Source organism: Pseudomonas violetae (assembly GCF_023072615.1).
Lineage (GTDB): Bacteria > Pseudomonadota > Gammaproteobacteria > Pseudomonadales > Pseudomonadaceae > Aquipseudomonas > Aquipseudomonas violetae.
The window spans coordinates 1-25,587 of sequence record NZ_JAKNRW010000003.1 but is presented as its reverse complement, the minus strand read 5'-3'; the positions used below and the strand labels follow the sequence as shown (position 1 = coordinate 25,587).

25 protein-coding genes and 1 pseudogene are annotated in these 25,587 nt (G+C 60.4%); 5 read left to right on the top strand and 21 right to left on the bottom strand.

From position 1 onward, the window contains the following. Positions 1–5: 5 nt before the first annotated feature. Positions 6–1,106: an efflux RND transporter periplasmic adaptor subunit gene (locus tag L9059_RS04455; RefSeq protein ID WP_247288413.1), complete on the bottom strand. Its 1,101-nt coding sequence runs from the start codon at positions 1,104–1,106 to the stop codon at positions 6–8. 93 nt (positions 1,107–1,199) lie between these two features. Here L9059_RS04455 and L9059_RS04450 point away from each other — a divergent pair, with 93 nt between their 5' ends. After that, positions 1,200–1,847, top strand: coding sequence for a TetR/AcrR family transcriptional regulator (locus L9059_RS04450; RefSeq protein WP_247288412.1), 648 nt, complete (start codon positions 1,200–1,202; stop codon positions 1,845–1,847). A 114-nt stretch (positions 1,848–1,961) separates the two neighbouring features. Here L9059_RS04450 and L9059_RS04445 read toward each other — a convergent pair whose 3' ends face one another. Continuing rightward, entirely contained in the window at positions 1,962–2,744 is a 783-nt protein-coding gene (locus L9059_RS04445) for a class I SAM-dependent methyltransferase (RefSeq protein WP_282615336.1), read from the bottom strand. 92 nt (positions 2,745–2,836) lie between these two features. On the opposite strand from L9059_RS04445, the gene L9059_RS04440 reads away from it, so the two are divergent. Further along, complete coding sequence (locus L9059_RS04440; protein ID WP_247288410.1) at positions 2,837–3,460, top strand: energy transducer TonB; 624 nt, start codon at positions 2,837–2,839, stop codon at positions 3,458–3,460. 3 nt (positions 3,461–3,463) lie between these two features. Here the strand turns inward: L9059_RS04440 and L9059_RS04435 are convergent, their stop codons facing one another. The 7 genes from L9059_RS04435 to ppc all read right to left on the bottom strand — a co-directional run bounded on the left by L9059_RS04435 (position 3,464) and on the right by ppc (position 10,697). Further along, entirely contained in the window at positions 3,464–4,159 is a 696-nt protein-coding gene (locus L9059_RS04435) for an extensin-like domain-containing protein (protein WP_247288408.1), read from the bottom strand. Positions 4,160–4,161: 2 nt separating this feature from the next. Beyond that, a complete protein-coding gene (locus L9059_RS04430) occupies positions 4,162–4,983 on the bottom strand; it encodes an isocitrate lyase/PEP mutase family protein (protein WP_247288391.1) in 822 nt (273 codons plus the stop codon). 31 nt (positions 4,984–5,014) lie between these two features. Continuing rightward, positions 5,015–5,875, bottom strand: coding sequence for a DUF72 domain-containing protein (locus L9059_RS04425; protein ID WP_247288381.1), 861 nt, complete (start codon positions 5,873–5,875; stop codon positions 5,015–5,017). Next, the gene (locus L9059_RS04420; protein WP_247288379.1) at positions 5,875–6,180 is read right to left on the bottom strand and encodes a hypothetical protein; all 306 of its coding nucleotides are present in this window, start codon (positions 6,178–6,180) and stop codon (positions 5,875–5,877) included. Before L9059_RS04420 ends, L9059_RS04425 begins: the two co-directional genes overlap by 1 nt. Before the next feature lie 188 nt (positions 6,181–6,368). Continuing rightward, positions 6,369–7,043, bottom strand: a complete 675-nt coding sequence (gene tsaB, locus L9059_RS04415) for a tRNA (adenosine(37)-N6)-threonylcarbamoyltransferase complex dimerization subunit type 1 TsaB (RefSeq protein WP_247288377.1) — start codon at positions 7,041–7,043, stop codon at positions 6,369–6,371. Positions 7,044–7,128: 85 nt separating this feature from the next. Beyond that, positions 7,129–7,779: an adenylate kinase gene (gene adk / locus L9059_RS04410; RefSeq protein ID WP_247288376.1), complete on the bottom strand. Its 651-nt coding sequence runs from the start codon at positions 7,777–7,779 to the stop codon at positions 7,129–7,131. Between the two features lie 287 nt (positions 7,780–8,066). After that, on the bottom strand, positions 8,067–10,697 hold the full coding sequence (ppc, locus tag L9059_RS04405) for a phosphoenolpyruvate carboxylase (RefSeq protein WP_247288365.1): 2,631 nt from the start codon (positions 10,695–10,697) through the stop codon (positions 8,067–8,069). A 201-nt stretch (positions 10,698–10,898) separates the two neighbouring features. Here ppc and L9059_RS04400 point away from each other — a divergent pair, with 201 nt between their 5' ends. The 3 genes from L9059_RS04400 to lptF all read left to right on the top strand — a co-directional run bounded on the left by L9059_RS04400 (position 10,899) and on the right by lptF (position 12,880). Continuing rightward, positions 10,899–11,243, top strand: coding sequence for a pilin assembly protein (locus L9059_RS04400; RefSeq protein WP_247288363.1), 345 nt, complete (start codon positions 10,899–10,901; stop codon positions 11,241–11,243). Between the two features lie 379 nt (positions 11,244–11,622). Beyond that, on the top strand, positions 11,623–12,036 hold the full coding sequence (locus L9059_RS04395) for a DUF4398 domain-containing protein (protein WP_247288361.1): 414 nt from the start codon (positions 11,623–11,625) through the stop codon (positions 12,034–12,036). 55 nt (positions 12,037–12,091) lie between these two features. Further along, positions 12,092–12,880 (top strand): lipotoxin F family OmpA-related lipoprotein LptF, encoded by a 789-nt coding sequence (gene lptF, locus L9059_RS04390; protein WP_247288359.1) that lies wholly within the window; start codon positions 12,092–12,094, stop codon positions 12,878–12,880. Between the two features lie 174 nt (positions 12,881–13,054). Here the strand turns inward: lptF and L9059_RS04385 are convergent, their stop codons facing one another. The 12 genes and pseudogenes from L9059_RS04385 to L9059_RS04330 form a co-directional block, all read right to left on the bottom strand. Further along, positions 13,055–13,384 carry a PA3694 family proteiin gene (locus L9059_RS04385; RefSeq protein ID WP_247288358.1) on the bottom strand — a complete coding sequence of 110 codons (330 nt, stop codon included), beginning with the start codon at positions 13,382–13,384 and terminating at the stop codon, positions 13,055–13,057. Further along, a complete protein-coding gene (locus tag L9059_RS04380) occupies positions 13,381–14,295 on the bottom strand; it encodes an alpha/beta hydrolase (protein ID WP_247288349.1) in 915 nt (304 codons plus the stop codon). The genes L9059_RS04385 and L9059_RS04380 overlap by 4 nt, the downstream gene beginning before the upstream one ends. A 158-nt stretch (positions 14,296–14,453) precedes the next feature. Continuing rightward, the gene (locus tag L9059_RS04375; RefSeq protein WP_247288348.1) at positions 14,454–15,731 is read right to left on the bottom strand and encodes a flavohemoglobin expression-modulating QEGLA motif protein; all 1,278 of its coding nucleotides are present in this window, start codon (positions 15,729–15,731) and stop codon (positions 14,454–14,456) included. A 34-nt stretch (positions 15,732–15,765) separates the two neighbouring features. Further along, the gene (locus L9059_RS04370; RefSeq protein ID WP_247288339.1) at positions 15,766–16,320 is read right to left on the bottom strand and encodes a hypothetical protein; all 555 of its coding nucleotides are present in this window, start codon (positions 16,318–16,320) and stop codon (positions 15,766–15,768) included. A gap of 175 nt (positions 16,321–16,495) precedes the next feature. Next, positions 16,496–17,212 carry a TetR/AcrR family transcriptional regulator gene (locus L9059_RS04365; RefSeq protein ID WP_247288337.1) on the bottom strand — a complete coding sequence of 239 codons (717 nt, stop codon included), beginning with the start codon at positions 17,210–17,212 and terminating at the stop codon, positions 16,496–16,498. A gap of 99 nt (positions 17,213–17,311) precedes the next feature. Then, positions 17,312–18,814, bottom strand: a complete 1,503-nt coding sequence (gene lysS / locus L9059_RS04360) for a lysine--tRNA ligase (RefSeq protein WP_247288335.1) — start codon at positions 18,812–18,814, stop codon at positions 17,312–17,314. Between the two features lie 125 nt (positions 18,815–18,939). Continuing rightward, a protein-coding gene (gene prfB / locus L9059_RS04355; RefSeq protein ID WP_122837662.1) for a peptide chain release factor 2 occupies positions 18,940–20,035 on the bottom strand; the annotation gives its coding sequence in 2 pieces (ribosomal slippage) (positions 18,940–19,962 and positions 19,964–20,035; 1,095 coding nt in all). Positions 20,036–20,167: 132 nt separating this feature from the next. Beyond that, a complete protein-coding gene (locus tag L9059_RS04350; RefSeq protein ID WP_247288323.1) occupies positions 20,168–21,169 on the bottom strand; it encodes a response regulator in 1,002 nt (333 codons plus the stop codon). A gap of 48 nt (positions 21,170–21,217) precedes the next feature. Continuing rightward, a complete protein-coding gene (gene cheB, locus L9059_RS04345; RefSeq protein WP_247288322.1) occupies positions 21,218–22,228 on the bottom strand; it encodes a chemotaxis response regulator protein-glutamate methylesterase in 1,011 nt (336 codons plus the stop codon). Further along, positions 22,225–24,522, bottom strand: coding sequence for a hybrid sensor histidine kinase/response regulator (locus tag L9059_RS04340; RefSeq protein WP_247288321.1), 2,298 nt, complete (start codon positions 24,520–24,522; stop codon positions 22,225–22,227). The genes cheB and L9059_RS04340 overlap by 4 nt, the downstream gene beginning before the upstream one ends. After that, a complete protein-coding gene (locus L9059_RS04335; RefSeq protein WP_247288320.1) occupies positions 24,519–25,202 on the bottom strand; it encodes a chemotaxis protein CheW in 684 nt (227 codons plus the stop codon). Before L9059_RS04335 ends, L9059_RS04340 begins: the two co-directional genes overlap by 4 nt. Continuing rightward, a pseudogene (locus L9059_RS04330) lies at positions 25,199–25,587 on the bottom strand (tetratricopeptide repeat protein); the annotation flags it as partial. The gene L9059_RS04335 and the pseudogene L9059_RS04330, both read right to left, overlap by 4 nt.

The following is a 25,587-nucleotide window of genomic DNA, read 5'->3' as shown; positions in this document are numbered from 1 at the left end:
GGGAATTACTCCTTGTCCGCCAGATTGATCACGCGGTTGGAGCGGTCCACCGGGCGCACCTGCTGCCCGTCATGCAGCACATGCACACCGGCGGCGACTACCCAATCAGTGGCGTTCAGGCCTTCCAGCACCGGCACGGTCTTCTCGCCGAAGGCGCCGACCCGCACCGGGGCTTTTTTCAGGGTGTTGTTGGCGCCGAGTACCCAGACATAGGTGGCGCCGTTTTCTGCGGTCACGGCCGAGAGCGGCACCGACAGCGATACTACGTCAGCGGCCTGGATAAACACCCGGGCGCTCTGGCCGAGTTCGGCGGGCACTTTACCGGCGGTGAAGGTAATACGCGCGGCGAAGGTGCGCGACTTTGGATCGGCCGCAGGCGACAACTCACGGATACGCCCGGCAAAACGCTGGTCAGGTTGGGTCCAGAGTTCCACGGACACCGGCTGGCCCACCTTGAACCGGCCAAAACTCTGTTCCGGCAGACTGATCAGGACTTCACGTTCGCCATCAGTAGCCAGGGTAAATACGGTTTGCCCAGCCGCCACTACCTGCCCGACTTCCACCGCGCGCTTGGCCACCACGCCGTCCTGGGGAGCCCGCAATACTGCGTAGCTGGCCTGGTTGGTCGATACGTTAAATTCGGCTTTGATTTGCTTGAGGCGCGCTTCACCGGATCGGTAGAGATTCTCGGAATTGTCGTACGCCGAACGGCTGACCATCTGACGATCCATCAGGGTCTTGTAGCGATCACGCTCGGCTCGCACCAGATTGAGATTGGCTTCAGCGGCCGCGACCTGGGCGCGGGTGGCCTCCAGTTGCAGGCGTACATCCTGGGGATCGAGTTCAGCCAGCGGCTGATCGGCCTTGACCCGCTGCCCCTCCTCGACCAGTCGTCGAATCACCTTGCCGCCAATACGGAAAGCCAGGTCCGGCTCGTAACGGGCCCGCACTTCACCGGGATAACTTTCCATTGCCTGCGCCGAAGGCTCTGGCTGGACCATCATGGCCGGTCGCACAGTGACCTGAGGCGCCTCCTCGTGACCGCACGCGGACAATAAAAAAGCCAGACCGACTGGCAACGCGAGGGGCAAGGCATAGCGGAACATGGTGAAGGACCTTTCGCTAATGGTGCTTGGAATAATTATACTGAGCGGTATGTTATTAATAGCAAACTCACCAGTCCAGTATTAAAGCGAAGAATGTCCAACAATCTTTCAGCCCCCAATGGCCCTGGTCGCCCCAAGGATCCGGCCAAACGCCAAGCGATCCTCGATGCGGCGAAAAGCCTGTTCCTGAGCAACGGCTACGCGAACACCAGCATGGACGCGGTGTCAGCCGAGGCCGGAGTGTCGAAGCTCACGGTGTACAGCCACTTCAACGACAAGGAGACGCTATTTTCCGCCGCCGTCGTGGCCAAATGCGAAGAACAGCTGCCGCCGCTGTTTTTTGAATTGCCCGATGGCATCGCAGTGGAGACGGTGCTGCTGAACATTGCCCGTGGTTTTCATCAACTGATCAATAGCGATGAATCGGTCAACCTGCACCGCCTGATGATGACGCTGGGCAGCCAGGATCCGAAGCTCTCCCTGATCTTCTTCGAAGCCGGTCCGGAGCGCATGCTACATGGCATGGAGCGGTTGCTGGGCAGGATCGACCAGAGCGGCGCGCTGAGCATCGATAAACCGCGCAACGCTGCCGAGCACTTCTTTTGCCTGCTCAAGGGTGCGGGGAATTTTCGCCTGCTTTATGGCTGCGGCGAGCCGCTGGCCGGGGAGGCAGCGGAAAGCCATGTGCGGGAGGTGGTGGGGTTGTTTATGCGGGCTTATCGGCCGGGGTCAGCCTCATAGATTGTGGGTGTCGGTACCGGCGCCTTCGCGAGCAAGCCCGCTCTCACAGGGATTCGTGGTAGACCGCAGATCTCCTGTGGGAGCGGGCTTGCTCGCGAAGGGCCCAACTCGGTCTCAGGACTTGAGCGCCTTCTTCGGATAGATATCATACCGACTCGATTTCCCATCCAGCGCATGGCTGGGCTTGGGCCCCTCGATGCACGGCGCCTTGCGCGGGCGCTTGACCACCACCCGATGGCTGGCCAAGGCTAACGCCGCTGCGAGCAGGGCCGGCGCATCCAGGTCATCGCCCACCAGCGGCCGAAACAGGCGCATCTCCTTCTTCACCAGTGCAGTTTTCTCACGGTGCGGAAACATCGGGTCCAGATAAATCACCTGCGGCGGCTCACCTTCCCAATTGCGCATCACCTCGATCGAGTTGCCCTTGAGCAAGCGCATGCGCGCTACGATCGGCGCCACATCAAAATCCTCCGCCGCACGCAGCAGACCATCTTCCAGTAAGGCACCGATCAAGGGCTGGCGTTCGATCAGGCTCATCTCGCACCCCAGGCTCGCCAATACAAACGCATCCTTGCCCAAGCCCGCCGTGGCATCCAGCACCCGCGGCCGCACGCCTTGGCCGATACCCACCGCCTTGGCGATCATCTGCCCGGTGCCACCGCCAAACAGACGCCTGTGGGCCGCACCGCCTTCGACAAAATCCACCCGCACCGGCCCCGGCACATCGGGCCCCAGTTGTTGCAATTGCAACCCCTGCTCGCCGACCTGCAGCGCGAACTCAGCGTCGTCCACCTGCAATGGCAGCCCCAGGCGTTCGGCCCATTGTTCGGCCTGCGGCTGGAAGGTCGTGCCCAGGGCTTCTACATGGATGCGGCAGGCCGCCGGTTGCTCAATCATGGAAAACCCACTCAAAAAATTAATGATCGGCAAAAACGGCCGATAACAAAACTATCGAGCATTTTGCCAGAGCTGAGCGTCGACCGAGAAAAATGTCAGACATTCAACCCATCATCACAGGTTTCATCTCGCCCTACGGCGATTACAGCCTGCGAAACTCCCAAGCACTGAGCGGCGTCAGTCACCTGTGGCAGGATTTTTTTGCCCGGGCCCTGGCCGATCAGTCTAAGGAAGATGTGCTGCCGGCTTCGCTGGATTTCCCACCGGTAGATCTCGACAGCCCGGTCGAACCCACCGTGGGTAGCGACCTGTTGGCGCATATCGTTTCCCAGCGCGAATGTAACGTGCAGGACCACGAAGTACGCCCACCCGAGCCGTTGTTCCTGCCGATTGCCGAGTTCGAACTGGACCTGGCGGACAAGCCATTCCCGCCGTTCCCTGAAGAAGAAATCGTCGCCCAGCAAAAACAGCAGGACTTCGAAAGCGCCTGGGTTCGCCCGATTGTGTTCAATGCTGGCCAGCCCTTGGCAAACGCCGGCCCGGCGCCACAACCGCGCCCGCTGCACCTGCCGATTGCCGAGTTCGAACTGGATTTGCTGGACAAGCCCTTCCCGCCTTTCTCGCCCGAAGAGCTGCTGGATCAGCAGAAAAACTTCGACTTCGATATCGGCTGGGCTCGCCCGATCGTCCTGCACAACCTGCGCATCGCCGCCTGATCGTCAGCGGCACACCGACCACGGCCCGACATCCACATGAAAGTGATTGCGGTGGGCGGCGTTGTAATCCGGACTCAAGACCACACTGAACATCTCGCAGGCGCCATCGCGAACCTGACGTAAGAACTGAGCGTCCCGGTTATCCTTTGGCCAGTCCTTGAGCACACTGATCGTACGCCCTTGCTCCAAGCGGAAACCGGCCATATCCAGCGCATCGGCGGACGCGTGTTGGCTGCGCCTCGCATTCTCGCGCCCGTAGACGTTGCGACAGGCGAAACTGCCCAAATGATCGACTCGCGTCACCGCCTGACCGTAGATCGCCTGAGCCGCAGGTTGAAGGGCGTGGCGTTCGAATAGTGCAAAGGATACGGCCAATGGGCAACTGGCGAGAAAGCTGCTGCTCAGGGCGACCTCGCCACCCTGTATGCGCAAGGTATTGATCAGCGGGCAGGTGGCGTCCGGACTGTCAGCTTGATGGTTCACGCGCAAGCCGGAACTGGACAGGGCCTGGGCACACAACTGCGGATCGGTGCGCAGGCGCATGAGCTTGTAGCGAGTTAGGAAATTCGGCGCAGCGGCAACATCCAGCGGTGCCCAGGGATTCCATTGCGGCGGCACTGCGATCCAGCCACGCCAGGCGCCCGCAGCGGTTACGCCGATGATTAGCAGCAGTAAAAACAACCACCAGCGCAGCCGCATCGTCAGCCCTTGAACAATTGATTGGCCTGGGCGTACGGCATGGACCTTGATGTGAAGCAAAACGTGCCGGCCTCCTTGATCTCCTGCGCCGCGCGGAAAAACTCGCCATAGGCCGCCAGGGCCAGCGCCGAACCGACACTGATGCGTTTGACGCCCATGTCGTTCAATTGCGCAACCGTCAACTTGAGACCGCCGGACATCAGCACATTGACCGGCTTGGGCGCGACCGCACGAACTACAGCCAGCACCTCCTCGGCACTGCGCAAGCCGGGTGCATAAAGCACGTCGGCGCCCGCTTCGGAATACGCCTGCAGGCGACGAATCGTGTCCGCCAGGTCGGGATTGCCGTGCAGGAAGTTTTCCGCCCGGGCCGTCAGCGTGAAGGCGAAAGGCAGGCGGCGTGTGGCTGATACAGCCGCTTCGATGCGCGCCACAGCATGTTCGAAGCAATAGATCGGAGCGTCTTCGCGGCCCGTCGCGTCTTCGATTGAGCCGCCGACAGCTCCGGCCTCTGCCGCACGCAGAATACTCTGCGCACATTCGGCCGGATCATCAGCAAAGCCGTTTTCCAGGTCGACTGCCACTGGCAGATCCGTGGCCGCGACGATCGCCCGAACATTGGCCAAGGTGTCATCCAGGCTCAGCCCGCCGTCAGGGCGAGCATTGGAAAAGGCATAACCGGCGCTGGTGGTGGCCAGTGCCTGGAATCCCAGACTGGCGAGCATTTTCGCCGAACCGGCGTCCCAAGGGTTGGGAATGACAAAAGCCTCGTCGCGTTCATGCAGCGCTTTGAACGCCTGGGCTCGAAGGGTTTGCGCATCCATTGGCAGGCTCCTGAAAAAGACGAGTCGCGCCTCAGAGCAAACCCAGTTGCTCGGCGGCGGGCTCTCTGTATAGCTCAGGCAGAGGCGACAGGCCAGGTAAACGCAGCATCAAATGAGTGTGGAAGCGTTGCGCGAGTTTCGCCGCCAGCAGGTTGTCGGCGGTGTGCAGGAATATATAAGGCGTGCGCCCTTCTTCGATCCACTGCGCGATTTTTTCCACCCAGGGCGCCAGAAACGGATCATTCGCTTCCAGGTGCGGATGACCAATGAAGCGCACCTGGGGGCATTGCGTGAACGCAGCCGGGCGGGTCGCCACGTTGGGCTTTTTATTCTGAGCGTCGAGCACTGCAGGATCAGTCGAGGTGCAGCTGAACAGCGCCCGTGGATCGAGACAGATACGTTCGACGCCGCGATCGCGTAATAGTCGATTGAGCATCCGCTCGCTGTCACCCTTGGCAAAGAACTCCCGGTGGCGCACTTCGACCGCCAGCGGCCGCTGCAAGCCGTCGATGAACCCGGCCAGTTCGGGTAGGCGCTGCGGCGTGAAGCTTTTCGACAGTTGCAGCCAGACCGGCGAGACCCGTTCACCCAGTGGCCTGAGCAACTGCAGGAACGTCTCGGCGGCGGTCAGTTGTTCACGCAGGTCGCCGTTGTGGCTGATGTCGCCGGGGAATTTGGCAGTGAAGCGAAAGTGCTCGGGCATGGTCTCGGCCCAGCGCTGCACAGTACTGGCAGCCGGGCTCGCGTAGAAGGTCGTATTGCCTTCTACGGCGTTGAAAACCTGGGAATAAAGCGTCAGGAACTCGGCAGGCCGGGCATCTTGCGGATAGAAGTAATCGCGCCAGGCGTTTTCACTCCAGGATGGGCATCCGAGGTAATACGGCAGCAGCATCAGATATACAGGTCAAGGCCCAGCACATCGGCATCCCAATCAACGAAACCGGCAGTGCTGAGGTAGCTGGCCAGGGCCATCGCGACGCTCTTGCTCATGGCCCGGTGGTAAATCATGTCCTGCTGACGTGCCGGAAGGTTGCTCAGGCGTTGCGCAGAGGTTTTGGCGGCGCGAGCAGCCAACTGCTCTTCGGAGGGATATTCCAGCTCGCCGTCTATATCGACCGGCTCGTCCTGCACCACAGTGCTCTTACGCTGTTGGCGCTTGATGGGGTAAGACTGAGAGGAAAAGCCGTCTATACGCATAAAGTCATGCTCGGTATCGATGATGGCAGTTTAGTGGCGCGCAAGGCTCTTCGCAAACTGCCGAGTGATAACTAGAACACAGAAAGGGCAAAAGGTTTAAGTATGGGAGTTACAAACTGACGATTGGCTATATCGGAAAGATCGCTGTGGCGAGGGAGCTTGCTCCCTCGCCACAGAATAGTGCTGAGTCAGCGGACTTTGGGCGTCGCCACTTTATCGCGCAGATAAACCGGCTGCGCCTCATCGGCCACAATTGCCTCGCCGCGCTCCCAGGCAAATCGAGCCAGCGTCAGCAGGTCTTCAGCGTGCGGCAACATGCCCGCATCCTGTCCGACCAGGTCCACACCAATGCGCTCGGCATATCCCCAACCGGTACCGGCACCAAACCACTCGCCGCTGGCATCGGCAGGCAACGCCGCCGTTTCCGGCGCCAGCACCGCTTCGTCGCCGGCCAGGCGCATTTCCCCCGCCGTCTCGCGGTAGCACCCCCAATACACTTCATCCATGCGCGCATCGATAGCCGCGGCCACCTGGTTGACGCCATGCTCGCGCAAGGCCCGTTGCGCCAGCACCGCCAGGTTGGACACCGGCAACACCGGGCGATCCAGGGCAAAAGCCAACCCCTGGACCACGCCGATGGCAATCCGCACACCGGTAAACGCTCCAGGACCACGGCCAAACGCGATGGCGTCGACCGCCTGCAAAGTGGTCCCGGCGTCTGCCAGCAACTGCTGAATCATCGGTAACAGCTTTTGCGCGTGCAGGCGCGGGATCACCTCGTAATGGCTCGTGACCTTGCCGTCATGCAGCAAGGCAACAGAGCAGGCTTCAGTCGCGGTATCCAGGGCCAGCAAGGTGCTCATCGATGTTTCCGTAAGAGAGTCAGAAAAAGTGCGCCAGTATAAACAACTACGGCCCGCAAGCGGGCCGTAGAAGATCAAGCGAATATCAGCTCAGTGCTTCAAGCACCTTGTCAGTGATCGCTTCGACCGAACCGACACCAGCAATGTGGCTGTACTTCGGCTTGCCGTCGGTTTGAGCCGACAGCTTCTGGTAGAAGGCCACCAAGGGTTTGGTCTGGGAATGGTAGACCGACAGGCGATGACGTACGGTTTCTTCGGTATCGTCCTTGCGCTGCACCAGTTCTTCACCGGTGATGTCGTCTTTACCGGCAATTTTCGGCGGATTGTAGACGGTGTGGTATACGCGGCCGCTGGCCTCGTGAACCCGGCGGCCGGCGATACGCTGAACGATTTCTTCGTCGTCAACGGCGATCTCGACCACGTGATCCAGTTCCACGCCAGCTTTGACCAGTGCTTCAGCCTGAGGAATGGTGCGCGGGAAACCGTCGAACAGGAATCCGTTGGTGCAGTCAGCCTGGCTGATGCGTTCTTTTACCAGGTTGATGATCAGGTCGTCGGAGACCAGACCGCCGCTGTCCATGACGCTCTTGGCAATCAGGCCCAGCTCGGTGCCAGCCTTGACCGCTGCACGCAGCATGTCGCCAGTGGAGATTTGCGGAATGCCGAATTTCTCGGTGATGAACTTCGCCTGAGTACCTTTACCAGCCCCGGGAGCTCCCAGCAGAATGACGCGCATCGATGTGCTCCTCAATTTTTATATGGATAACGTCAGATTCGCCTCATGGGGCCAATCTCAAAAATAGGGTCGTGACCGCCCAAACGGCCAAAGGCTGATCAAGATACACAGCAGTTCCTGCCCACACAAGCCGCCGAAAGTCGGAGAAACCCGCGCCTTGCGTGACTTTGCGACGGGGTGCCCCAAGTCGCAACCCCATCACTAACTGTCGCCTGACCAAACTTTCCCACGACTCGCCGGCAGGCATCCGCCACCTGCCGCAGGTGCCGGACGCCATCGCAAAAATGTTAGCCGGTGTTACGCAAACCGGCGGCGATCCCCGCCACAGACACCAGCAGCGCCTGTTCTACCGGGCTGCCTTGAGTCACTGGCTGCTGTCGTGAGCGCGCCAGTAACTCCGCCTGCAATAGATGAAGCGGGTCGAGGTAAGTGTTGCGCAAGCGGATGAATTCGAGGGTGGCCGGGCTATGCGCCAGCAGTTGGGACTGCCCGGTCAACCCCAGGACCACAGCGCAGGCCTGCGACAATAGGTCGCGTAAATGCGCGCCCAATGGCAGCAGATCCGGTTCCACCAGACGCTCGTCGTAAGAGCGGGCGATATCCGCGTCCGCCTTGGCCAGGACCATTTCCAGCATATCGATGCGCGTGCGGAAGAACGGCCACTGCTCGCGCATCTGCCCCAGCAACTCACCTTCGCCACGCTCCAGGGCCTTGCTCAATGCCGCTTCCCAACCGAGCCAGGCAGGCAACATAAGGCGGGTCTGGGTCCAGCCGAAGATCCACGGAATCGCCCGCAGGCTTTCGATGCCACCAGCGCGCCGCTTGGCCGGGCGACTGCCCAACGGTAAGCGACCGAGCTCCTGCTCGGGGGTGGACTGGCGGAAATACTCGACGAATTGCGGATTCTCCCGCACAACTGCGCGATAGGCTTTGACCCCATCGTCCGCCAGTTCGTCCATCAGATCGCGCCAGGCCGGCTCCGGAGGCGGCGGTGGCAACAGCGTCGCCTCCAGTACCGCCGCCAGATAGAGGTTGAGGTTCTGTTCTGCGATGTCCGGCAGGCCGAATTTGAAACGAATCATTTCCCCCTGTTCGGTGGTGCGGAACCGCCCTGCTACGGAACCCGGCGGCTGCGACAGAATCGCTGCGTGAGCAGGACCGCCGCCACGCCCAACGGTACCACCGCGACCATGGAACAACAGCAGCTCCACTTGCTGCTCGCGGCAGATGTCGACCAGGCGTTCCTGCGCTCGGTACTGCGCCCAGGCCGCCGCCGTGGTGCCGGCGTCCTTGGCCGAGTCGGAGTAGCCGATCATCACTTCCTGCGGGCCTTGCAGACGAGAACGATAGCCTGGCAGAAGCAACAGTTTTTCGATCACCGGGCCGGCGTTATCCAGGTCGGTGAGGGTCTCAAACAGGGGCACCACCCGCATCGGCCGCAACACTCCGGCCTCCTTGAGCAGCAGTTGCACGGCCAGCACGTCCGAGGCGGCACCGGCCATGGAGATCACATAAGAGCCCAGCGAAGCGCCCGGCGCCGCGGCGATCTCCCGGCAGGTGGCCAGCACTTCGGCGGTGTCTGCTGACGGTTTGAAATATGCCGGAAGCAGTGGCCGGCGGTTGTTCAGCTCGCGCATCAGGAAGTCGATGCGCTCTTCCTCACTCCAGTCTTCGTAGCGCCCAAGGCCCAGGTAATCAGTGATTTCGGTCATAGCCGACGAATGCCGCGAGGAATCCTGACGCACATCCAGGCGCACCAGGAACAACCCGAACGTCACCGCACGGCGCAGGCAATCGAGCAGCGGTCCATCGGCGATCACGCCCATGCCGCACTCGTGCAGCGACTGATAACACAGCTGCAGCGGATCCAGCAGGTCACGATTGTCCTGCAGCACATCAGCCGTTGTCGGGGTGCTGGTTGTCAGGGATGCATGCGCCCAATTGCGCGTCGCGCGCAGGCGTTCACGCAGTTGCTTGAGCACCGCGCGATAGGGTTCGGCACTGTCGCCCGCCTTGGCCTTGAGCGCATCGCTGGCCTGCTGCATCGACAGCTGCGCTGCCAATTGATCGATGTCGCGAACGTATAGGTCCGCCGCCATCCAGCGCGCCAGCAGCAGCACTTCTCGGGTGACCGCCGCCGTGACATTCGGGTTGCCGTCACGATCGCCGCCCATCCAGGAGGCAAAGCGAATCGGCGCAGCTTCCAGTGCAAGGTGCAGGCCGGTGGCGTCGTGCAGGGCCTTGTCGGCCTTGCGCAAATAGTTCGGAATGGCTTGCCACAGCGAATGCTCTATGACCGCAAAACCCCATTTCGCTTCGTCCACCGGAGTCGGGCGCGTGCGCCGGATTTCCTCGGTGTGCCAGGCTTCAGCGATCAAGCGCTGCAATTTGACCTGGATATGTTCGCGCTCGGCGCTGGTCAGGTCGCGATGATCCTGGTCGGCCAGTAGCGCAGCAATAGCGTCGTATTTCTGGATCAGGGTGCGGCGTGCCACCTCAGTCGGGTGCGCCGTCAGCACCAGCTCGATCTCCAGCCGCCCCAACTGTCGCGCCAAGGCTTCGGCGCCATGGCCTTCGGCACGCAACCGCGCCAGCAACTCCGGTAATACCCGGGTTTCAAAAGGTGCAGGCTGGGATTCGTCGCGCCGGTGAATCAGCTGATATTGCTCGGCGATATTGGCCAGGTTGAGAAACTGGTTGAACGCCCGCGCAACCGGAAGCAGTTCGTCTTCGCTCAACTGGTTGAGGCTGGCGCTCAGTTCGGCGTCCATCGAACCACGACGGTCGGCCTTTGCCCCCTTGCGAATCTGCTCGATCTTGTCGAGAAAGCCATCGCCATACTGCTCGCGAATGGTGTTGCCCAACAGCTCACCCAACAGGTGAACATCCTCGCGCAAGCGTGCATCAATATCGGTCATCAGCAGTTCTCCAGCAAAAAATCCGGGCGGCCAAGAAACTCAAGAGTGCCGCTCCAGACCGTTTCTTACAAGCAGACGACGAAGGGACTGTAAACCTTTGGGGTTGAGGCTAGTCTGAAGAGTAAGCCGTACAACGGCTTGCCGCCGCTCACTGGCGGATATTCTCAGGCCTGCCACGAGCAGGCGCGCAATGAGGTTGTCATGAAAATTCGCGAGCTCGCCCAGCATTGGGAAGAAAATGCCAAAGGTCGCCTGACCGACACCGGCTACAAGATTCATCTGGACATGGAAGCTGCCGCCAGGCTGGCGGCAATCACCGAAATGTACCCCAAACGCCAACCCGAAGAACTGCTCGGAGAGCTGATCGGCGCCGCGCTGGAGGAGCTGGAGAAAAGCTTCCCGTATGTGAAAGGATCAACCGTCGTGGCGACCGATGAAGAAGGCGACCCATTGTACGAAGACGTTGGCGCGACCCCACGATTTCTGGCGCTGTCACGGCGTCATTTGCATGATCTGGCGAGCGGTGGCGATAAGCCAAAGCATTGATTTACCGGCTGCGAACCTATGGGCGTGAGCCTGCTCGCGAAGGCGTCCGCACATTCAAAACTTATGTGTCTGGCCCATCGCATCGCGACCAGGCTCACGCCCACATTAGCCCCCTCCTGACTTCACCATCAGCTTATTTTTGAGGCTCATAAAGCCTGTGAATACACCCGTTCACCCGCAAAAGTTCCTCCGCTGAACCCATGACCGATCGGTCAGTTATTTTTTCAGGCGAATGGCCATCTCTTCTGAACTTTTGAAAAAAGCCTCAGGTCGTACCCAGTAACCACGCCTGGGACGGCCGTTTAAAAACGCCTGCAAACATCGATGGTACGGCTCCATGCCCAGGATGGATTTTCAAAGTTTTTCAGGAGTATTTCCAATGGAGTTGAAGACCATGAAGACCAGCATCGCCAAATCCCCGTCCACCCACCTGCGCGGTCTGAAAATGGCTGCACTGGCAATCGGCACCAGCTTCGTTCTGGCCGGTTGTGCCGGTAACCCGCCGACCGAGCAATTCGCCGTGACTGAGTCGGCCGTCAATAGCGCCGTCAGCGCTGGCGGTACCGAATTCGCCGCCGTGGAAATGAAGTCGGCTCAGGACAAACTCAAGCAAGCCGAACTGGCCATGCACGACAAGAAGTACGACGAAGCGAAGGTTCTGGCTGAACAAGCCGAATGGGACGCCCGCGTAGCAGAGCGCAAAGCCCAGGCAATGAAAGCCGAACAGGCAGTCAAAGACTCTCAGAAAGGTGTTCAGGAACTGCGTCAGGAAAGCCAGCGCACCGTGCAGTAAGCGCGCATCCAGACCCCAGACCTGAAGCTCTAATCGATAGAAAGGACGACTTATTATGCGTAAACAATTGATGATCCCCGCTCTTCTGGCCGCAAGCGTTGCACTGGCTGCCTGTTCCACTCCACCTAACACGAACCTGGAAAACGCCCGCACCAACTACACCGGCCTGCAGACCAACCCGCAGGCCAGCAAAGTTGCGGCGCTGGAAACCAAGGAAGCCAGTGACTACCTGGACAAGGCTGAAAAGGCCTACCTGAACAAAGAAGACACGTCGAAAGTCGATCAGTTGGCTTACCTGACCAACCAGCGAGTCGAAGTGGCCAAGCAGACCATCGCCCTGCGCACCGCTGAAGCCAATCTGAAGAACGCCGCAGCCCAACGTGCCCAAGCTCGCTTGGATGCCCGTGACGCGCAGATCAAGCAACTGCAGAGCAGCCTGAACGCCAAGCAGACCGATCGCGGTACGCTGGTGACCTTCGGTGATGTGCTGTTCGCAACCGACCGTGCCGACCTAAAATCCAGCGGCCTGGTGAACATCAACAAGCTGGCGCAGTTCCTTCAGGAAAACCCGGACCGTAAAGTGATCGTCGAAGGCTACACCGACAGCACCGGTACCGCGTCGTACAACCAGTCGCTGTCCGAGCGCCGCGCCGGATCGGTCCGCACCGCCTTGGTGAAAATGGGCGTTGATCCAGCGCGCGTTGTTGCCCAGGGTTATGGCAAGGAATACCCGGTTGCCGAGAATGGCAGCGCTTCAGGTCGTGCCATGAACCGTCGTGTTGAAGTGACCATTTCCAATGATAACCAGCCGGTCATCCCGCGCTCGGCCGTCAGCTCGAACTAAACGTCACGCAATAACACAAAAGCCCCGCCTGATCTGATCAGGCGGGGCTTTTTGTTGACGATCGAAAGATCGCAGCCTTCGGCAGCTATCTACAGGGGCAGACACATCGCGAACTGCCGAGAACCTGTGGGCACAAAGCTTGCTCGCGACGAAGCCAAGTCGGTCCCCAGAAGGCTAAGGTTCCAGCTTCTGCGCAGTTTCCTGCCCCACGCAGCGCACCGCCTTCTTCTTGTTATCCACCAGCACACCCGTCAGGCCTTTCTGCTCGGTGTCGAACATGACCAGCACACCATCGATGCACTGGGCCACTTGCGCGGCGGGCTGCAGGGAGATCTTGTAGTCTTCGCCGGGCACGGTCTTGAGCATGGTGAATTCGCTCAGCAGTAGCGCGTCTTCGGGTTTGGCGAAGTGCAGGTAGCCGTACCACCACAGGGCGGCGACGGTGCCGAGGATGCTGCAGATACCGGTGATGATCAGCGGGATGGCGTTACGTTCTTCACTCATTGCGGACTCTCTGGTGGTTCATCTTCAGAATTCGGGGGTGCCGGGTAGTTCGGGATTTCACCCAGGCGGCGCAGGCCGTCGAAGTGTTGCGGATCATCGAGGTAGCGCAGCATGACCTTGCGCCAAACCGGGTCGGCAAAGGTCTGCACGTGACCACCGCGGGTCAGCTGCAGCACCCGCGGTGGCGGCGCAGCTTGATACAGACGGATGCCGTTGGAAAGAGGCACGATCGGATCGTCGATGCTGTGGTAGATCAATTTGGGCACGCCATCAAGCTGCGCCATGGAGTTGATCGCGCTGTCGCCGTCCGGCACCAGCCAGGACAAAGGCACCTGCAAGGGCCAGGTCAGCCAGGAAGTGCTCAGGGCAAATTGCCCGACGCTGCGGTAACTGGCCGGTACACCGTCGAGGACAAGCGCCTTGAATTGCTTCTGGCGCTCCGGGTGCTGGACCAGGTAATGCACGGCCATCGAACCACCGAGGCTCTGTCCTAGAAGGATCAACGGTTTACCCTGGGCCTCGGGCGCCTGGTCGAGCCACTCGAAGGCGGCGTCGATATCCTGGTAGATCGCTGGCAGGCTAGGTTCGCCTTCGGACAAGCCATACCCGCGATAGTCCACCAGCAACACCTGGTAACCCTCTTGCGGCAACCACCAGCTACCACCCAAGTGCATAGGCAGGTTACCGCCGTTGCCGTGCAGGTGCAGCACTGTGCCCTTGACCGCGACGCCCTGCTTCGCCGGAAGCCACCAAGCATTCAGCTTGAGGCCATCGGCCGTGACCAGGGTGACTTCACGGTATTCGAGCTTGGCTTTTTCCGGGGTGAACAGCTGGCCCGGCTCAGGATAGAAGAGCAGTGAACTGCAACCGCTCAAGGTCAGGAGAAGGCAGATGATGCCGAGGATTCTCATCCGTTGAAGCCCCGCTGGTAATAGGTTGGAACACAATCGTGTATTACCTGTGGGAGCGGGCTTGCCCGCGATGGCGGAGTGGCAAACAACGGTGATGTTGAATGTTGAACCGCAATCGCGGGCAAGCCCGCTCCCACAGGGAAATTACCCGTCTTCGGTCACAGGATATTGGAATAATCCGCTTCGATCCGGTCCAGGCTCAAGTGATTGAGGAAGTTGGAGAAGCACATCCAGGCGGACAACGCGTTCATGTCGCGGAACTGCTCCGGCAAATATTTGGGCGGCACCACCAGCCCTTCATCTACCAGTTGGCGCAAAGTACGCATGTCTTCCAGGGTTGTCTTGCCGCAGAACAGCAACGGTACTTGCTCAAGCTTGCCTTTACGCACGGCCAACTGAATGTAGTTGTAAACCATGATAAAGCCCTTGAGATAGGACAAGTCTTTGGTAAATGGCAGGCCGGTCGGCACCGAGCCCCGGAAAACCCGGCTGGCGTTGCCGTAACTTTCGGCCATTTCGAAGCCCTGCTCGCGGAAAAACTCAAATATCTGCAGGAAGTCGGCACCCTCCTCCACCATGTGGATGGCCCGAGTGCGATTGGTCAGCTTGCGCAGGCGACTCGGGTAGGAGGCGAAGGTGATGATCTCCATGAGAATCGCCAGGCCTTCCTGGGTCACGGTCGATGACGGCGGCCCCTTGGAGAGGAAGGTGCAGATCGGCTGGTTCAGGCCATTGAGGGTAGTGCCGACATGCACCAGCCCTTCATGGACTTCCAGCGCGCGCACGTCGCGCTCGTTGAACATCGCATCGGTGCGGATCTTAATGTAATCCGCCCCGGCTGCAGCGTCCGCGACGATGCCATCGGACTCAAACACCCGGATGGTTTCCTCGGCCTCGCCAAACACCTTGCTCAGGCGGGTTTGCAGCAGGTTCACGGCGTCCTTGGCGGTAAGGATTTTCGGCTCATCCTTGAGATCGCCACGGCCATCGATGTTGTTCAGGTAATCCGACAGCATCAAGCCAAGGTCGGACAAGGTCGGGTCGCCGGCGTGAAAAGCATCGGACGCTGCGCCGTAGAGTTCCTGGGAGATCAACCCGAAATCCTCGGTGCCGCGCGCTTCCAGCATGCGCACCACCATCCGGTATTCCTTGCACATGCGCCGCATGATCTGGCCGACCGGGTTGAACTGGCCAAGTTGGCGGGTGATGTCGCGTTCGATGTTCTGGAATTCCAGTTTCACTTTGCTGGAGTCGAAAGACAGCGGCCGATTGAGGTAGTAATCACGGTCTACCGCCGGCATTTCCTTGCCCTTGGCCTTGAGGAAACCCTTGCGGATGCCTTCGTCCCACTTCACCGCGTCGAGGACACGAATCGGTGTCTGTGCCAGCACAATGCGATCGGACAAAATGCGTATCGTCTGCTGGTAATCGTCCACCCGAAACTCCTGTAGTAAAACCGTTAGTGCTGGGTTAGTTGGCTTTGGCCAGGCGCTGATAACGCACGGCCTCGACAAATACGTCGGAATTAGCCGGATCGTCCAGGTAGGCGAATACATCGGGCATGCTGTTGTTGATCAGCACGCCATCGCCATCATCCGTCTGGAAGCCCTGGCCGCTGAGGGTTTTCTGCTCCAAGGCCTGGTTTATCTGTTCAAGGTCGAGGTTGTAGACCACCAGTTCGCGCTGCTCGTTGAGCTCGAAACCGGCGATGATGAAGTGTCCGCCAAATTGTGCCGGCACCTTCGCCGACAGGTACCAGCGATCACCGTGGCGCGACACGATAAAAGGATAGGCTTCACGCGCCTTGGGCCTGGCCTTGAAGTAGCTGACCGCCTGGTAACGATTCTTGCCGATGCGCGTCAGCTCCAGGTTCATGGGTTCGCCCCAGGCATTGGTGCTGGTCCATTTGCCCAGCAGCCCCTTGGGCGCGGGATCACTCTGGGGCAGTGGCTCCTTGAAGGACACCAGGCAGCCACTGAGCAACAGGAATGACAAGGCGATCACAACGACACGCCAGGTTTTCATTCAATACTCCCTATGAAACAAACACCAACCCGAAGTGACCACCGAACCTGTGGGAGCGGGCTTGGTCCGGGCGGCGTTCCGACGAAAGCGCTGTATCAAACAGCGCAAATGTTGAATATTGAACCGCCTTCGCGAGCAAGCTCGCTCCCACAGGAGGAGCGGGCTCCACAATGAATCACACCGACGCCAGCACCAGGTGCATGTAACGATGGAGGATACCGAGCATTTCAGCTTCTGCTGCAGGTTCGACGTCGTTCAGCAAGCCCTGATATTCCATCCGTCCGATAATCGCCGTCAACACCTTGGCATCCTGTTGCGGCTCGCGGGATCCCAATACCTGGAAAAGCTGACAGGTACCGTGCAGCAAAATCTGCTGATGAGAGCGCACCAGTTCCGCCAGGCGCGGGTTTAGCAGCGCCTCCTGACGGAACGCCTGCTCGGCCATCAGGTGCTCGCGACGATTGACCAGTTGGCGATGCACATAGTCCGCCATCAAGCGCGCAATATCATCGGCCAATTGCGAGCGCGATTCCGGGCTGCCGTCGCCACTGACCACCATCTCGCGCAACAGCCCCTCGTTGTTCACCCACAGCTTGGCCATGAAGGCCGCGCTGCGTTCCACGTATTGGGCGAAGGTATCGGTGAGCAGGTCATCGATGTCCTTGAAGTAGTAGGTTGTCGCCGACAACGGCACACCCGCTTCAGCAGCCACCGCGCGATGACGCACGGCCCGCACACCCTCACGCACCACAATGCGCATCGCTGCATCGAGAATGTCCTGTCGACGCTGCTCGCTGCCCTGTCGGCTTGCCTTGCGACCCTGGTACTGAACACTTTCAGCAACCGCGGTAGCGATACCCGCTGCTCCTTCTTGAGCCATTGCACGATTCACGACAGGTCCTTCCTCTCAGATGAAAGCAATAAATTGATACGTTTGTACCAGACAGGCAATAAAAAGCCGCCCTTGAAGGCGGCTTTTTAATTAAAACACTTACGCTTGCGGCCGCATGTGCGGGAACAGGATCACGTCGCGGATCGACGGGGAGTTGGTCAGCAGCATCACCAGGCGGTCGATGCCGATACCTTCACCCGCCGTTGGCGGCATGCCGTACTCCAGCGCACGAACGAAGTCAGCGTCGTAGTGCATGGCTTCGTCGTCGCCGGCGTCCTTGTCGGCCACCTGCGCCATGAAGCGCTCGGCCTGGTCTTCCGCGTCGTTCAACTCGGAGTAGGCGTTGGCGATTTCACGACCACCGATGAACAGCTCGAAACGGTCGGTGACGTTCGGGTTGTCGTCATTGCGACGAGCCAGCGGCGACACTTCGAACGGGTACTGGGTAATGAAGTGCGGCTGCTCCAGCTTGTGCTCGACCAGCTCTTCGAAAATCATCACCTGCAGCTTGCCCAGGCCTTCGAAGCCCAGCACCTTGGCGCCGGCTTTCTTGGCGATGGCGCGAGCCTTGTCGATGTCGTTCAGGTCGTCGGCGGTCAGCTCAGGGTTGTACTTGAGGATCGAGTCGAACACCGACAGACGCACGAACGGTTCGCCGAAGTGGAACACCTTGTCGCCGTAAGGCACGTCGGTGCTGCCCAGAACCAGTTGCGCCAGCTCACGGAACAGTTCTTCGGTCAGGTCCATGTTGTCTTCGTAGTCGGCGTACGCCTGGTAGAACTCCAACATGGTGAATTCAGGGTTGTGACGAGTCGAAACGCCTTCGTTACGGAAGTTGCGGTTGATCTCGAACACTTTCTCAAAACCACCTACCACGAGGCGCTTGAGGTACAGCTCCGGCGCGATACGCAGGAACATGCCCATGTCCAATGCGTTGTGGTGGGTTTCGAACGGCTTGGCTGCCGCGCCGCCCGGAATGGTTTGCAGCATCGGCGTTTCCACTTCCAGGAAGTCACGCTGCATCAGGAAGGTGCGGATGTGAGCAATGACTTGCGAGCGTACGCGGAACGTCTGGCGCACGTCTTCGTTGACGATAAGGTCAACGTAACGCTGGCGGTAGCGCTGCTCGGTGTCGGTCAGGCCGTGGTGCTTGTCCGGCAGAGGGCGCAGGGACTTGGTCAGCAGGCGCACGTTGGTCATTTCGACGTAAAGGTCGCCCTTGCCGGAACGGGCCAGGGTGCCTTCGGCGGCAATGATGTCGCCCATGTCCCAGGTTTTCACCGAGGCCAGGGTTTCTTCGGACAGGGTCTTGCGGTTGACGTAGACCTGGATTCGACCGGTCATGTCCTGAATCACCATGAACGAGCCACGGTTGAGCATGATACGACCGGCAACCTTGACCGGAATCGCAGCCTCGGCCAGCTCTTCCTTGGTCTTGTCCGCGTATTGCTTCTGCAGCGCATCGCAGTAGTTGTCGCGGCGGAAGTCGTTCGGGAAGGCGTTGCCCTTGGCGCGCTCGGCAGCCAGCTTTTCCTTGCGCAGTGCGATCAGGGAGTTTTCTTCCTGTTGCAGGGCTTGCGGGTCGAGTTCTAGGTCGCTCATGTCTTTAAGTATTCCATCAGGTTCATTGTCCACAGCCTGCGGCTGCAGATCGCGGGCAAGTCGGATCGCCGCACAGCCGCTCCCACAGAAATCGCGGTTTTTCAGGCGATCCCGTATTGCATGTGTTACAGGCCTTGTTTCAGGCTCGCTACCAGGTATTCGTCGATGTCGCCGTCGAGCACCTTGTCGCAGTCGCTGCGTTCGATGTTAGTGCGCAAATCCTTGATTCGCGACGCATCCAGAACGTAGGAGCGAATCTGGTGACCCCAGCCGATATCCGACTTGGTGTCTTCCAGGGCTTGCGAGGCAGCGTTGCGTTTCTGCACTTCCTGCTCGTACAAGCGCGCCCGCAGCATTTTCATGGCGGTGTCTTTGTTCGCGTGCTGGGAACGTTCGTTCTGGCAACTGACCACGGTGTTGGACGGTACGTGGGTGATACGTACCGCCGAGTCGGTGGTGTTTACGTGCTGACCACCGGCACCGGAGGAGCGATAGGTATCAATGCGCAGGTCCGACGGATTGATGTCGATTTCGATGTTGTCATCGATTTCCGGCGAAACGAAAACGGCCGAGAACGAGGTGTGGCGACGGTTGCCGGAATCGAAAGGACTCTTGCGCACGAGGCGGTGCACGCCGATTTCGGTCCGCAGCCAGCCAAAGGCGTATTCGCCCTTGATATGCACGGTGGCGCCCTTGATCCCGGCGACTTCACCGGCGGACAGTTCCATGATGGTCGCGTCGAAACCGCGTTTGTCAGCCCAGCGCAGGTACATGCGCAACAGGATGTTGGCCCAGTCCTGGGCCTCGGTGCCACCCGAACCGGCCTGGATGTCCAGGTAGGCGTTGTTGGCATCCATCTCACCGCTGAACATGCGGCGGAATTCGAGTTTTTCCAGGGACTCGCGCAGGCGCTCGACTTCGGCGGCGACGTCATCGACGGCAGCCTGGTCTTCTTCCTCGGCGGACATCAGCAGCAGGTCCTTGGCATCAGCCAGGCCCGAGTGCATCTCGTCGAGGGTTTCTACGATCTGCGCCAGCAGGGAGCGCTCGCGCCCCAGTTCCTGGGCGTAGGCAGGGTTGTTCCAGACACTCGGATCTTCAAGCTCGCGATTGACTTCGGTCAGGCGCTCATGCTTTTGATCGTAGTCAAAGATACCCCCGAATAGTTTCGGAGCGCTCGGACAGGTCCTTGATGCTGTTAAGGATCGGGTTGATTTCCATGGCGGGCAGCACTCGTTGGCGAACTTTTGAAAGCCGGCGAGTATACCGTAATCAGGCTGTCGCGGCAGCCCGCCTGGCGGCTTTAGGGGTGAATGATTTGCCCTGTTGCCACACTGGAACCACATTGGTGCGCTACGAGATGCCCACCTGATTGCGCCCATTGTGCTTGGCCTGGTACAGCCCCTTGTCCGCCGCCAGGATCAATTGCCGGCAGTCGCTGCCGTGCTCCGGCGTGATGGTTGACAGGCCGATGCTGATGGTCAGGCTTGAGCCTTCGGCCGGCGCAATGTGTGGAATCTTCAGGGCCGCGACGGTCTGGCGCAGTTTTTCCGCAACCAGTCGGGCGCCACCGGGCGATGTGTTGGGCAGCACCAGCGCGAACTCCTCGCCACCGTAGCGGGCCGGCAGGTCGGACGGCCGGGAGCTTGCATCGCGGATCGCCAGGGCGACTTTGCGCAGGGCTTCATCGCCTTCCAGGTGACCAAAGCTGTCGTTGTAGGACTTGAAATAGTCGACGTCGATCATCAGTAACGACAACTGGGTCTGGTCTCGCACCGACCTTCTCCACTCCAGCTCCAGGTATTCATCAAAATGCCGGCGATTGGACAGCCCGGTCAGGCCATCGGAGTTCATCAGGCGTTGCAGCACCAAATTGGTGTCGAGCAACTGCTGCTGGCTCACGCGCAGGGCCCGATACGCCGCGTCCCGTTGCAGCAGGGTCATGTAAGAGCGCGAGTGATAGCGAATACGCGCCACCAGTTCGATGTTGTCAGGCAGTTTGACCAGGTAATCGTTGGCCCCGGCCGCAAATGCCGCGCTCTTGATCAGCGGGTCTTCCTTGGTCGACAGGACAATGATCGGTATGTCCTTGGTTGCCGGGTGGTTGCGGTATTCGCGCACCAGGCTCAGGCCATCGAGACCGGGCATCACCAGGTCTTGAAGGATTACCGTCGGCTTGATGCGAATCGCCTGGGCAATGGCCTGGTGCGGGTCGGCACAGAAGTGAAAATCGATGTTTTCTTCGTGCGACAAGCCGCGCCGCACTGCCTCGCCAATCATCGCCTGATCATCCACCAGCAACACCATGGCGGCGTTTTCATCGGTCTTGAAGTCGTCGAGCTGTAAATCATTCATGTGCTATCACCTGAGTACTGCCTGGGCCAGGATTGCTGATAGAGGTATTCATTTGGCGAAAATCTCCAGCAATCGGGGCGCTATCTTTTCCAGCGAACGAATTTCCACTGCCGCGTCGATGGCCGCAGCCGCCTTGGGCATGCCGTACACCGCACTGCTTTGCTGGTCCTGCGCGATCGTCAGGTAGCCCTGTTGACGCATGATTTTAAGCCCCTGCGCGCCATCGCGCCCCATGCCCGTGAGCAAAACCCCGACGGCATCGCCGTTCCAGTAGCTGGCCACGCTCTCGAAAAACACATCGATAGAGGGCCGATAGATCTCGTTGACCGGTTCGGCTGTATACGCCAACGTGCCGTTTCTCAACAAGCGAATATGATGGTTGGTGCCGGCCAGCAGCACCGTGCCGGTTTGCGGTGCCTCGCCTTCCTGGGCCAGGCGTACGTTGAGGCCGCTGGCACTGCTGAGCCATTGCGCCATGCCAGCGGCGAACACTTGGTCGACATGCTGCACCAGCACGATAGCCGCCGGAAAATCCCGCGGCAGGCCCTTTAGCAGCACTTCCAGCGCAGCGGGCCCACCAGCGGAAGAGCCAATGGCGATCAGCCGCTGGCGCGAGCCGGAAGTGCGCAGCGGGCTGGTGGCCGGGCGCTCGCGTTTGCCCTTGTCGCCAATCAGCCAGCCGATGTTCATGATCTTGCGCAGCAACGGCGCTGCCGCCTCCTGGGCGTTGCCGGCCCCGAGCGCCGGGGTGTCGACAACGTCAAGCGCGCCGTGGCCCATGGCCTCGAACACCCGATGCACATTCTGCTGGCGGTCGACAGTGACGATTACAATGGCGCAGGGGGTCTCGGCCATGATCCGGCGAGTGGCCTCGACGCCATCCATTACCGGCATGATCAGGTCCATCAGGATCAGGTCCGGCGTCTGCTCGGCACAGCGTTGCACTGCCTCGGCACCATTGCTGGCAGTCCAGATCACCTGGTGTGCTGGATCGAAAGCCACAGCGCGGCGTAGGGCCTCCACCGCCATGGGCATGTCGTTGACGATTGCGATTTTCATGCCCGTGCTCCTCCGATGAGCTCAACCACTGCATCAAGCAGGGCATCGTCATGAAAACTGGCCTTGGCGAGATAATAGTCGGCTCCAGCGTCCAATCCACGACGGCGATCCTCATCGCGATCTTTATAGGAGACCACCATTACCGGCAGTGATTGCAGGCGGTTGTCGCGCCGCAACAACGACACCAGTTCGATGCCGTCCATGCGCGGCATGTCTATGTCGGTAATCAGCAGATCAAAATCCTCCGAACGCAGGGCATTCCAGCCATCCATGCCATCGACCGCGACGGCCACGTCGTAGCCGCGATTGAGCAACAACTTGCGCTGCAATTCACGCACGGTCAGGGAGTCGTCGACCACCAGGATGCGCTTGCGAGCGGCCTCGACGACCTGATTACCCTGGCGCGCAATACGCTCCAGACGCCCCGTATTAAGCAGTTTGTCCACGGATCGCAGCATATCTTCGACGTCGACGATCAGCACCACCGAACCGTCGTCGAGAAGGGCACCGGCGGAGATATCCTGCACTTTGCCCAGGCGTTCATCCAGCGGTAGTACCACCAGGGTTCGCTCGCCAATGAACCGTTCGACGGCTACCCCGTAAATCGCCTCGCGCTCACGGATCACCACGACCTTGAGCGACTCCTGACTGCCCTGGCTAGCCGGGCGCTGCAACAGCTGGCTGGCCGCTACCAGGCCTACGTGCCGGCCTTCGTACCAGAAGTGCTGGCGACCCTCGACCTGCACGATGTCGGCAGGCTCGAGGTCGCACATGCGTTCGATGTGCGCCAGCGGAAAGGCATACGCCTCGTCACCGACTTCCACCACCAGGCTGCGCACCACCGACAGCGTCAGGGGAACTTCAAGATGGAAGCGACTGCCCTCGCCCGCCGTTTGCTCAAGCTCCACTGCGCCGCGCAACTGGCGAACCATGTGCTGCACCGCGTCCAGGCCGACACCGCGACCAGAGACCTCGGTCACCTTGTCGCGCAGGCTGAAGCCCGGCAGGAACAGAAAGGTCAGCAGCTCCTCTTCGCTCAACTGCGCGGCAGTTTCGGCCGGGGACAGCTGGCGCTCCATGATGCTGCGCCGGACTTTCTCCAGATCGACGCCATTACCGTCGTCGCTCAGTTCAAGCACCAGCAGCCCGGCCTGATGGGAGGCGCGCAAGCGGATCAGGCCTTCAGCGGGTTTGCCCGCCAGCAGGCGCTGCTCGGGGGACTCGATGCCGTGGTCTACGGCGTTGCGCAGCAGATGCGTCAGCGGCGCTTCGAGTTTTTCCAGGACATCACGGTCGACCTGGGTCTTTTCCCCTTCGATTTCCAGGCGCACCTGTTTGCCTAGGCTGCGGCCAAGGTCACGGACCATCCGCACCTGTCCGGTCAGCACATCAGCGAACGGGCGCATGCGACAGGCCAACGCCGTGTCGTACAAGACCTGGGCGCGCAGGCTGGCTTGCCAGGCAAACTCGTCGAGTTCGGCGTTTTTCTCCACCAGTAGCAACTGGGATTCCGCCAGGAGCCGGCGAGCATCGTCGAGGGCTTCCTGGGCCTCCAGGCTCAAGGCTTGATCCTTGAGGTGCACATTGAGGTTTTCCAACGCACGCAATCCGTTGCCCTGCATGCGCTTGAGGCGTTGCATGGTGGCCAGGTGCGGTTTGAGGCGCAGCGTCTCGACCAGGGACTTGCTCGACAGGTCCAGAAGGCTGTTCAAGCGTTCAGCCGTAACCCGCAGGACCCGCTCGCCATTCTCGGTGTTGCGACGGTTTTTCACCCCTGGCTCGGCGGGAGCAACAGGTGATGGCTCCATCACCGGGACCGGCGACTCGATCATCGGCGGCAGCGCTTCGGGTTCCGGAGCGGCCATGAACGGTGCAATAGGCGTGCTGATAGGAGGAGCCGGCGCCATCGGGTCGAGCAACAGCCCCATCAGCGCTACGTACGCTTCAATGTCCGCAGTGCCTGGCGCACTATCGGGCGTGGCGATGCGCATCAACAGGTCAGTGCCTTGCAGCAAGGCGTCGATGTGCTCGGGGCGCAGGTACAGGCGGCTTTCCTGAGCACTGACCAGGCAGTCTTCCATCACATGCGCCACGCTGACCCCTGCATCGACGCCGACTATCCGCGCGGCGCCCTTGAGCGAGTGGGCGGCGCGCATGCACGACTCCAGGTGATCGACCTGGGTCGGGTCACGCTCAAGTGCCAGCAGACCGGCGCTCAGCACCTGGGTCTGGGTCTCGGCTTCCAGGCTGAACAGTTCCAGCAACGAAGCGTCGCGCATCTGTTCGGGGGTCATGTAAGGCTCCGGGTCACAGCGGCCAGCAATTGCTCTTCATCCAGCCAACGCAGGCTGCGCCCCTTGAATTGCAAGACACCATGGGTGTATTTGCTGCTGGCTTGGGTGCCGGAGCGGGACGCCGCTTCCAGAACCCGCTCGGCGATGGCGTGAATTCCGTCCACTTCGTCCACCGGCACCACCACCGGGCCGCCCTGCGCGGAGATGATCAGCATGCGCGGCATGATTCGCGCGCTGGAAGCCACGCCATCCGCAGCGTCGAGCCCCAGCAACTCCACCAGTGACAGGCACGCCACCAGCGCGCCGCGCACATTCGCCACGCCAAGCAAGGCCCGGGAACGCTGATGCGGCAACGAGTGAATCGGCTGCAACGATGCGACTTCCACCAGGGAGCGGGTGGCCAGCCCCAGCCATTCTTCGCCGAGGCGAAACACCAGCAGCGAACGGGTTTTCACGTCGTTCTCGACGATGCTGGAAACCTGTGCACGATCTTCATGCTGCAGCGCGTAGCGGTCGAGCAAGCCCGTGGCAGCAGCGGAATATACCGCGCAATTGCGGCAGTGAATGTGCTCGCTCAGTAGCGGGCAGGACCTGTCGCCGTGGACACCCATGCGGTTCCAGCAGTCGTCGATGGCCTGGGCATCTTCATGAGTGACGCTCAAGGTGTCGGAGGCTTTCATCGTTTACGCTCACTGTCAGCGGCGCGCTCGCTGCGAGCAGCGCGATCTTGCAATCGTCTGGCTCCCGCCGTATCGCCCTGGGATTGCAGCAAGGCTGCCAGGTGCATCAACGCGTCGGAATGTTGCGGTTCAAGGTACAACGCCTTGCGATAGAAACCCTGGGCTTCGAGGGCGCTACCGGCAAGGTCACTGAGCAGGCCCAACCAGTAGAACACCTGGGCCACCGGTTCGTGGCTGCGCAAATAGCTGTCACACGCGGCGCGCGCCTCGGCGCTCTTGCCCTCGTTGGCCAGGGCGGCGATGTTCGCCAACAAGGCGGCAGCGTCCGACGCAGGTACCGTTACCGCAACGGGTAACGTGGCTGCGATTGCAAAGGGCCGCGGGC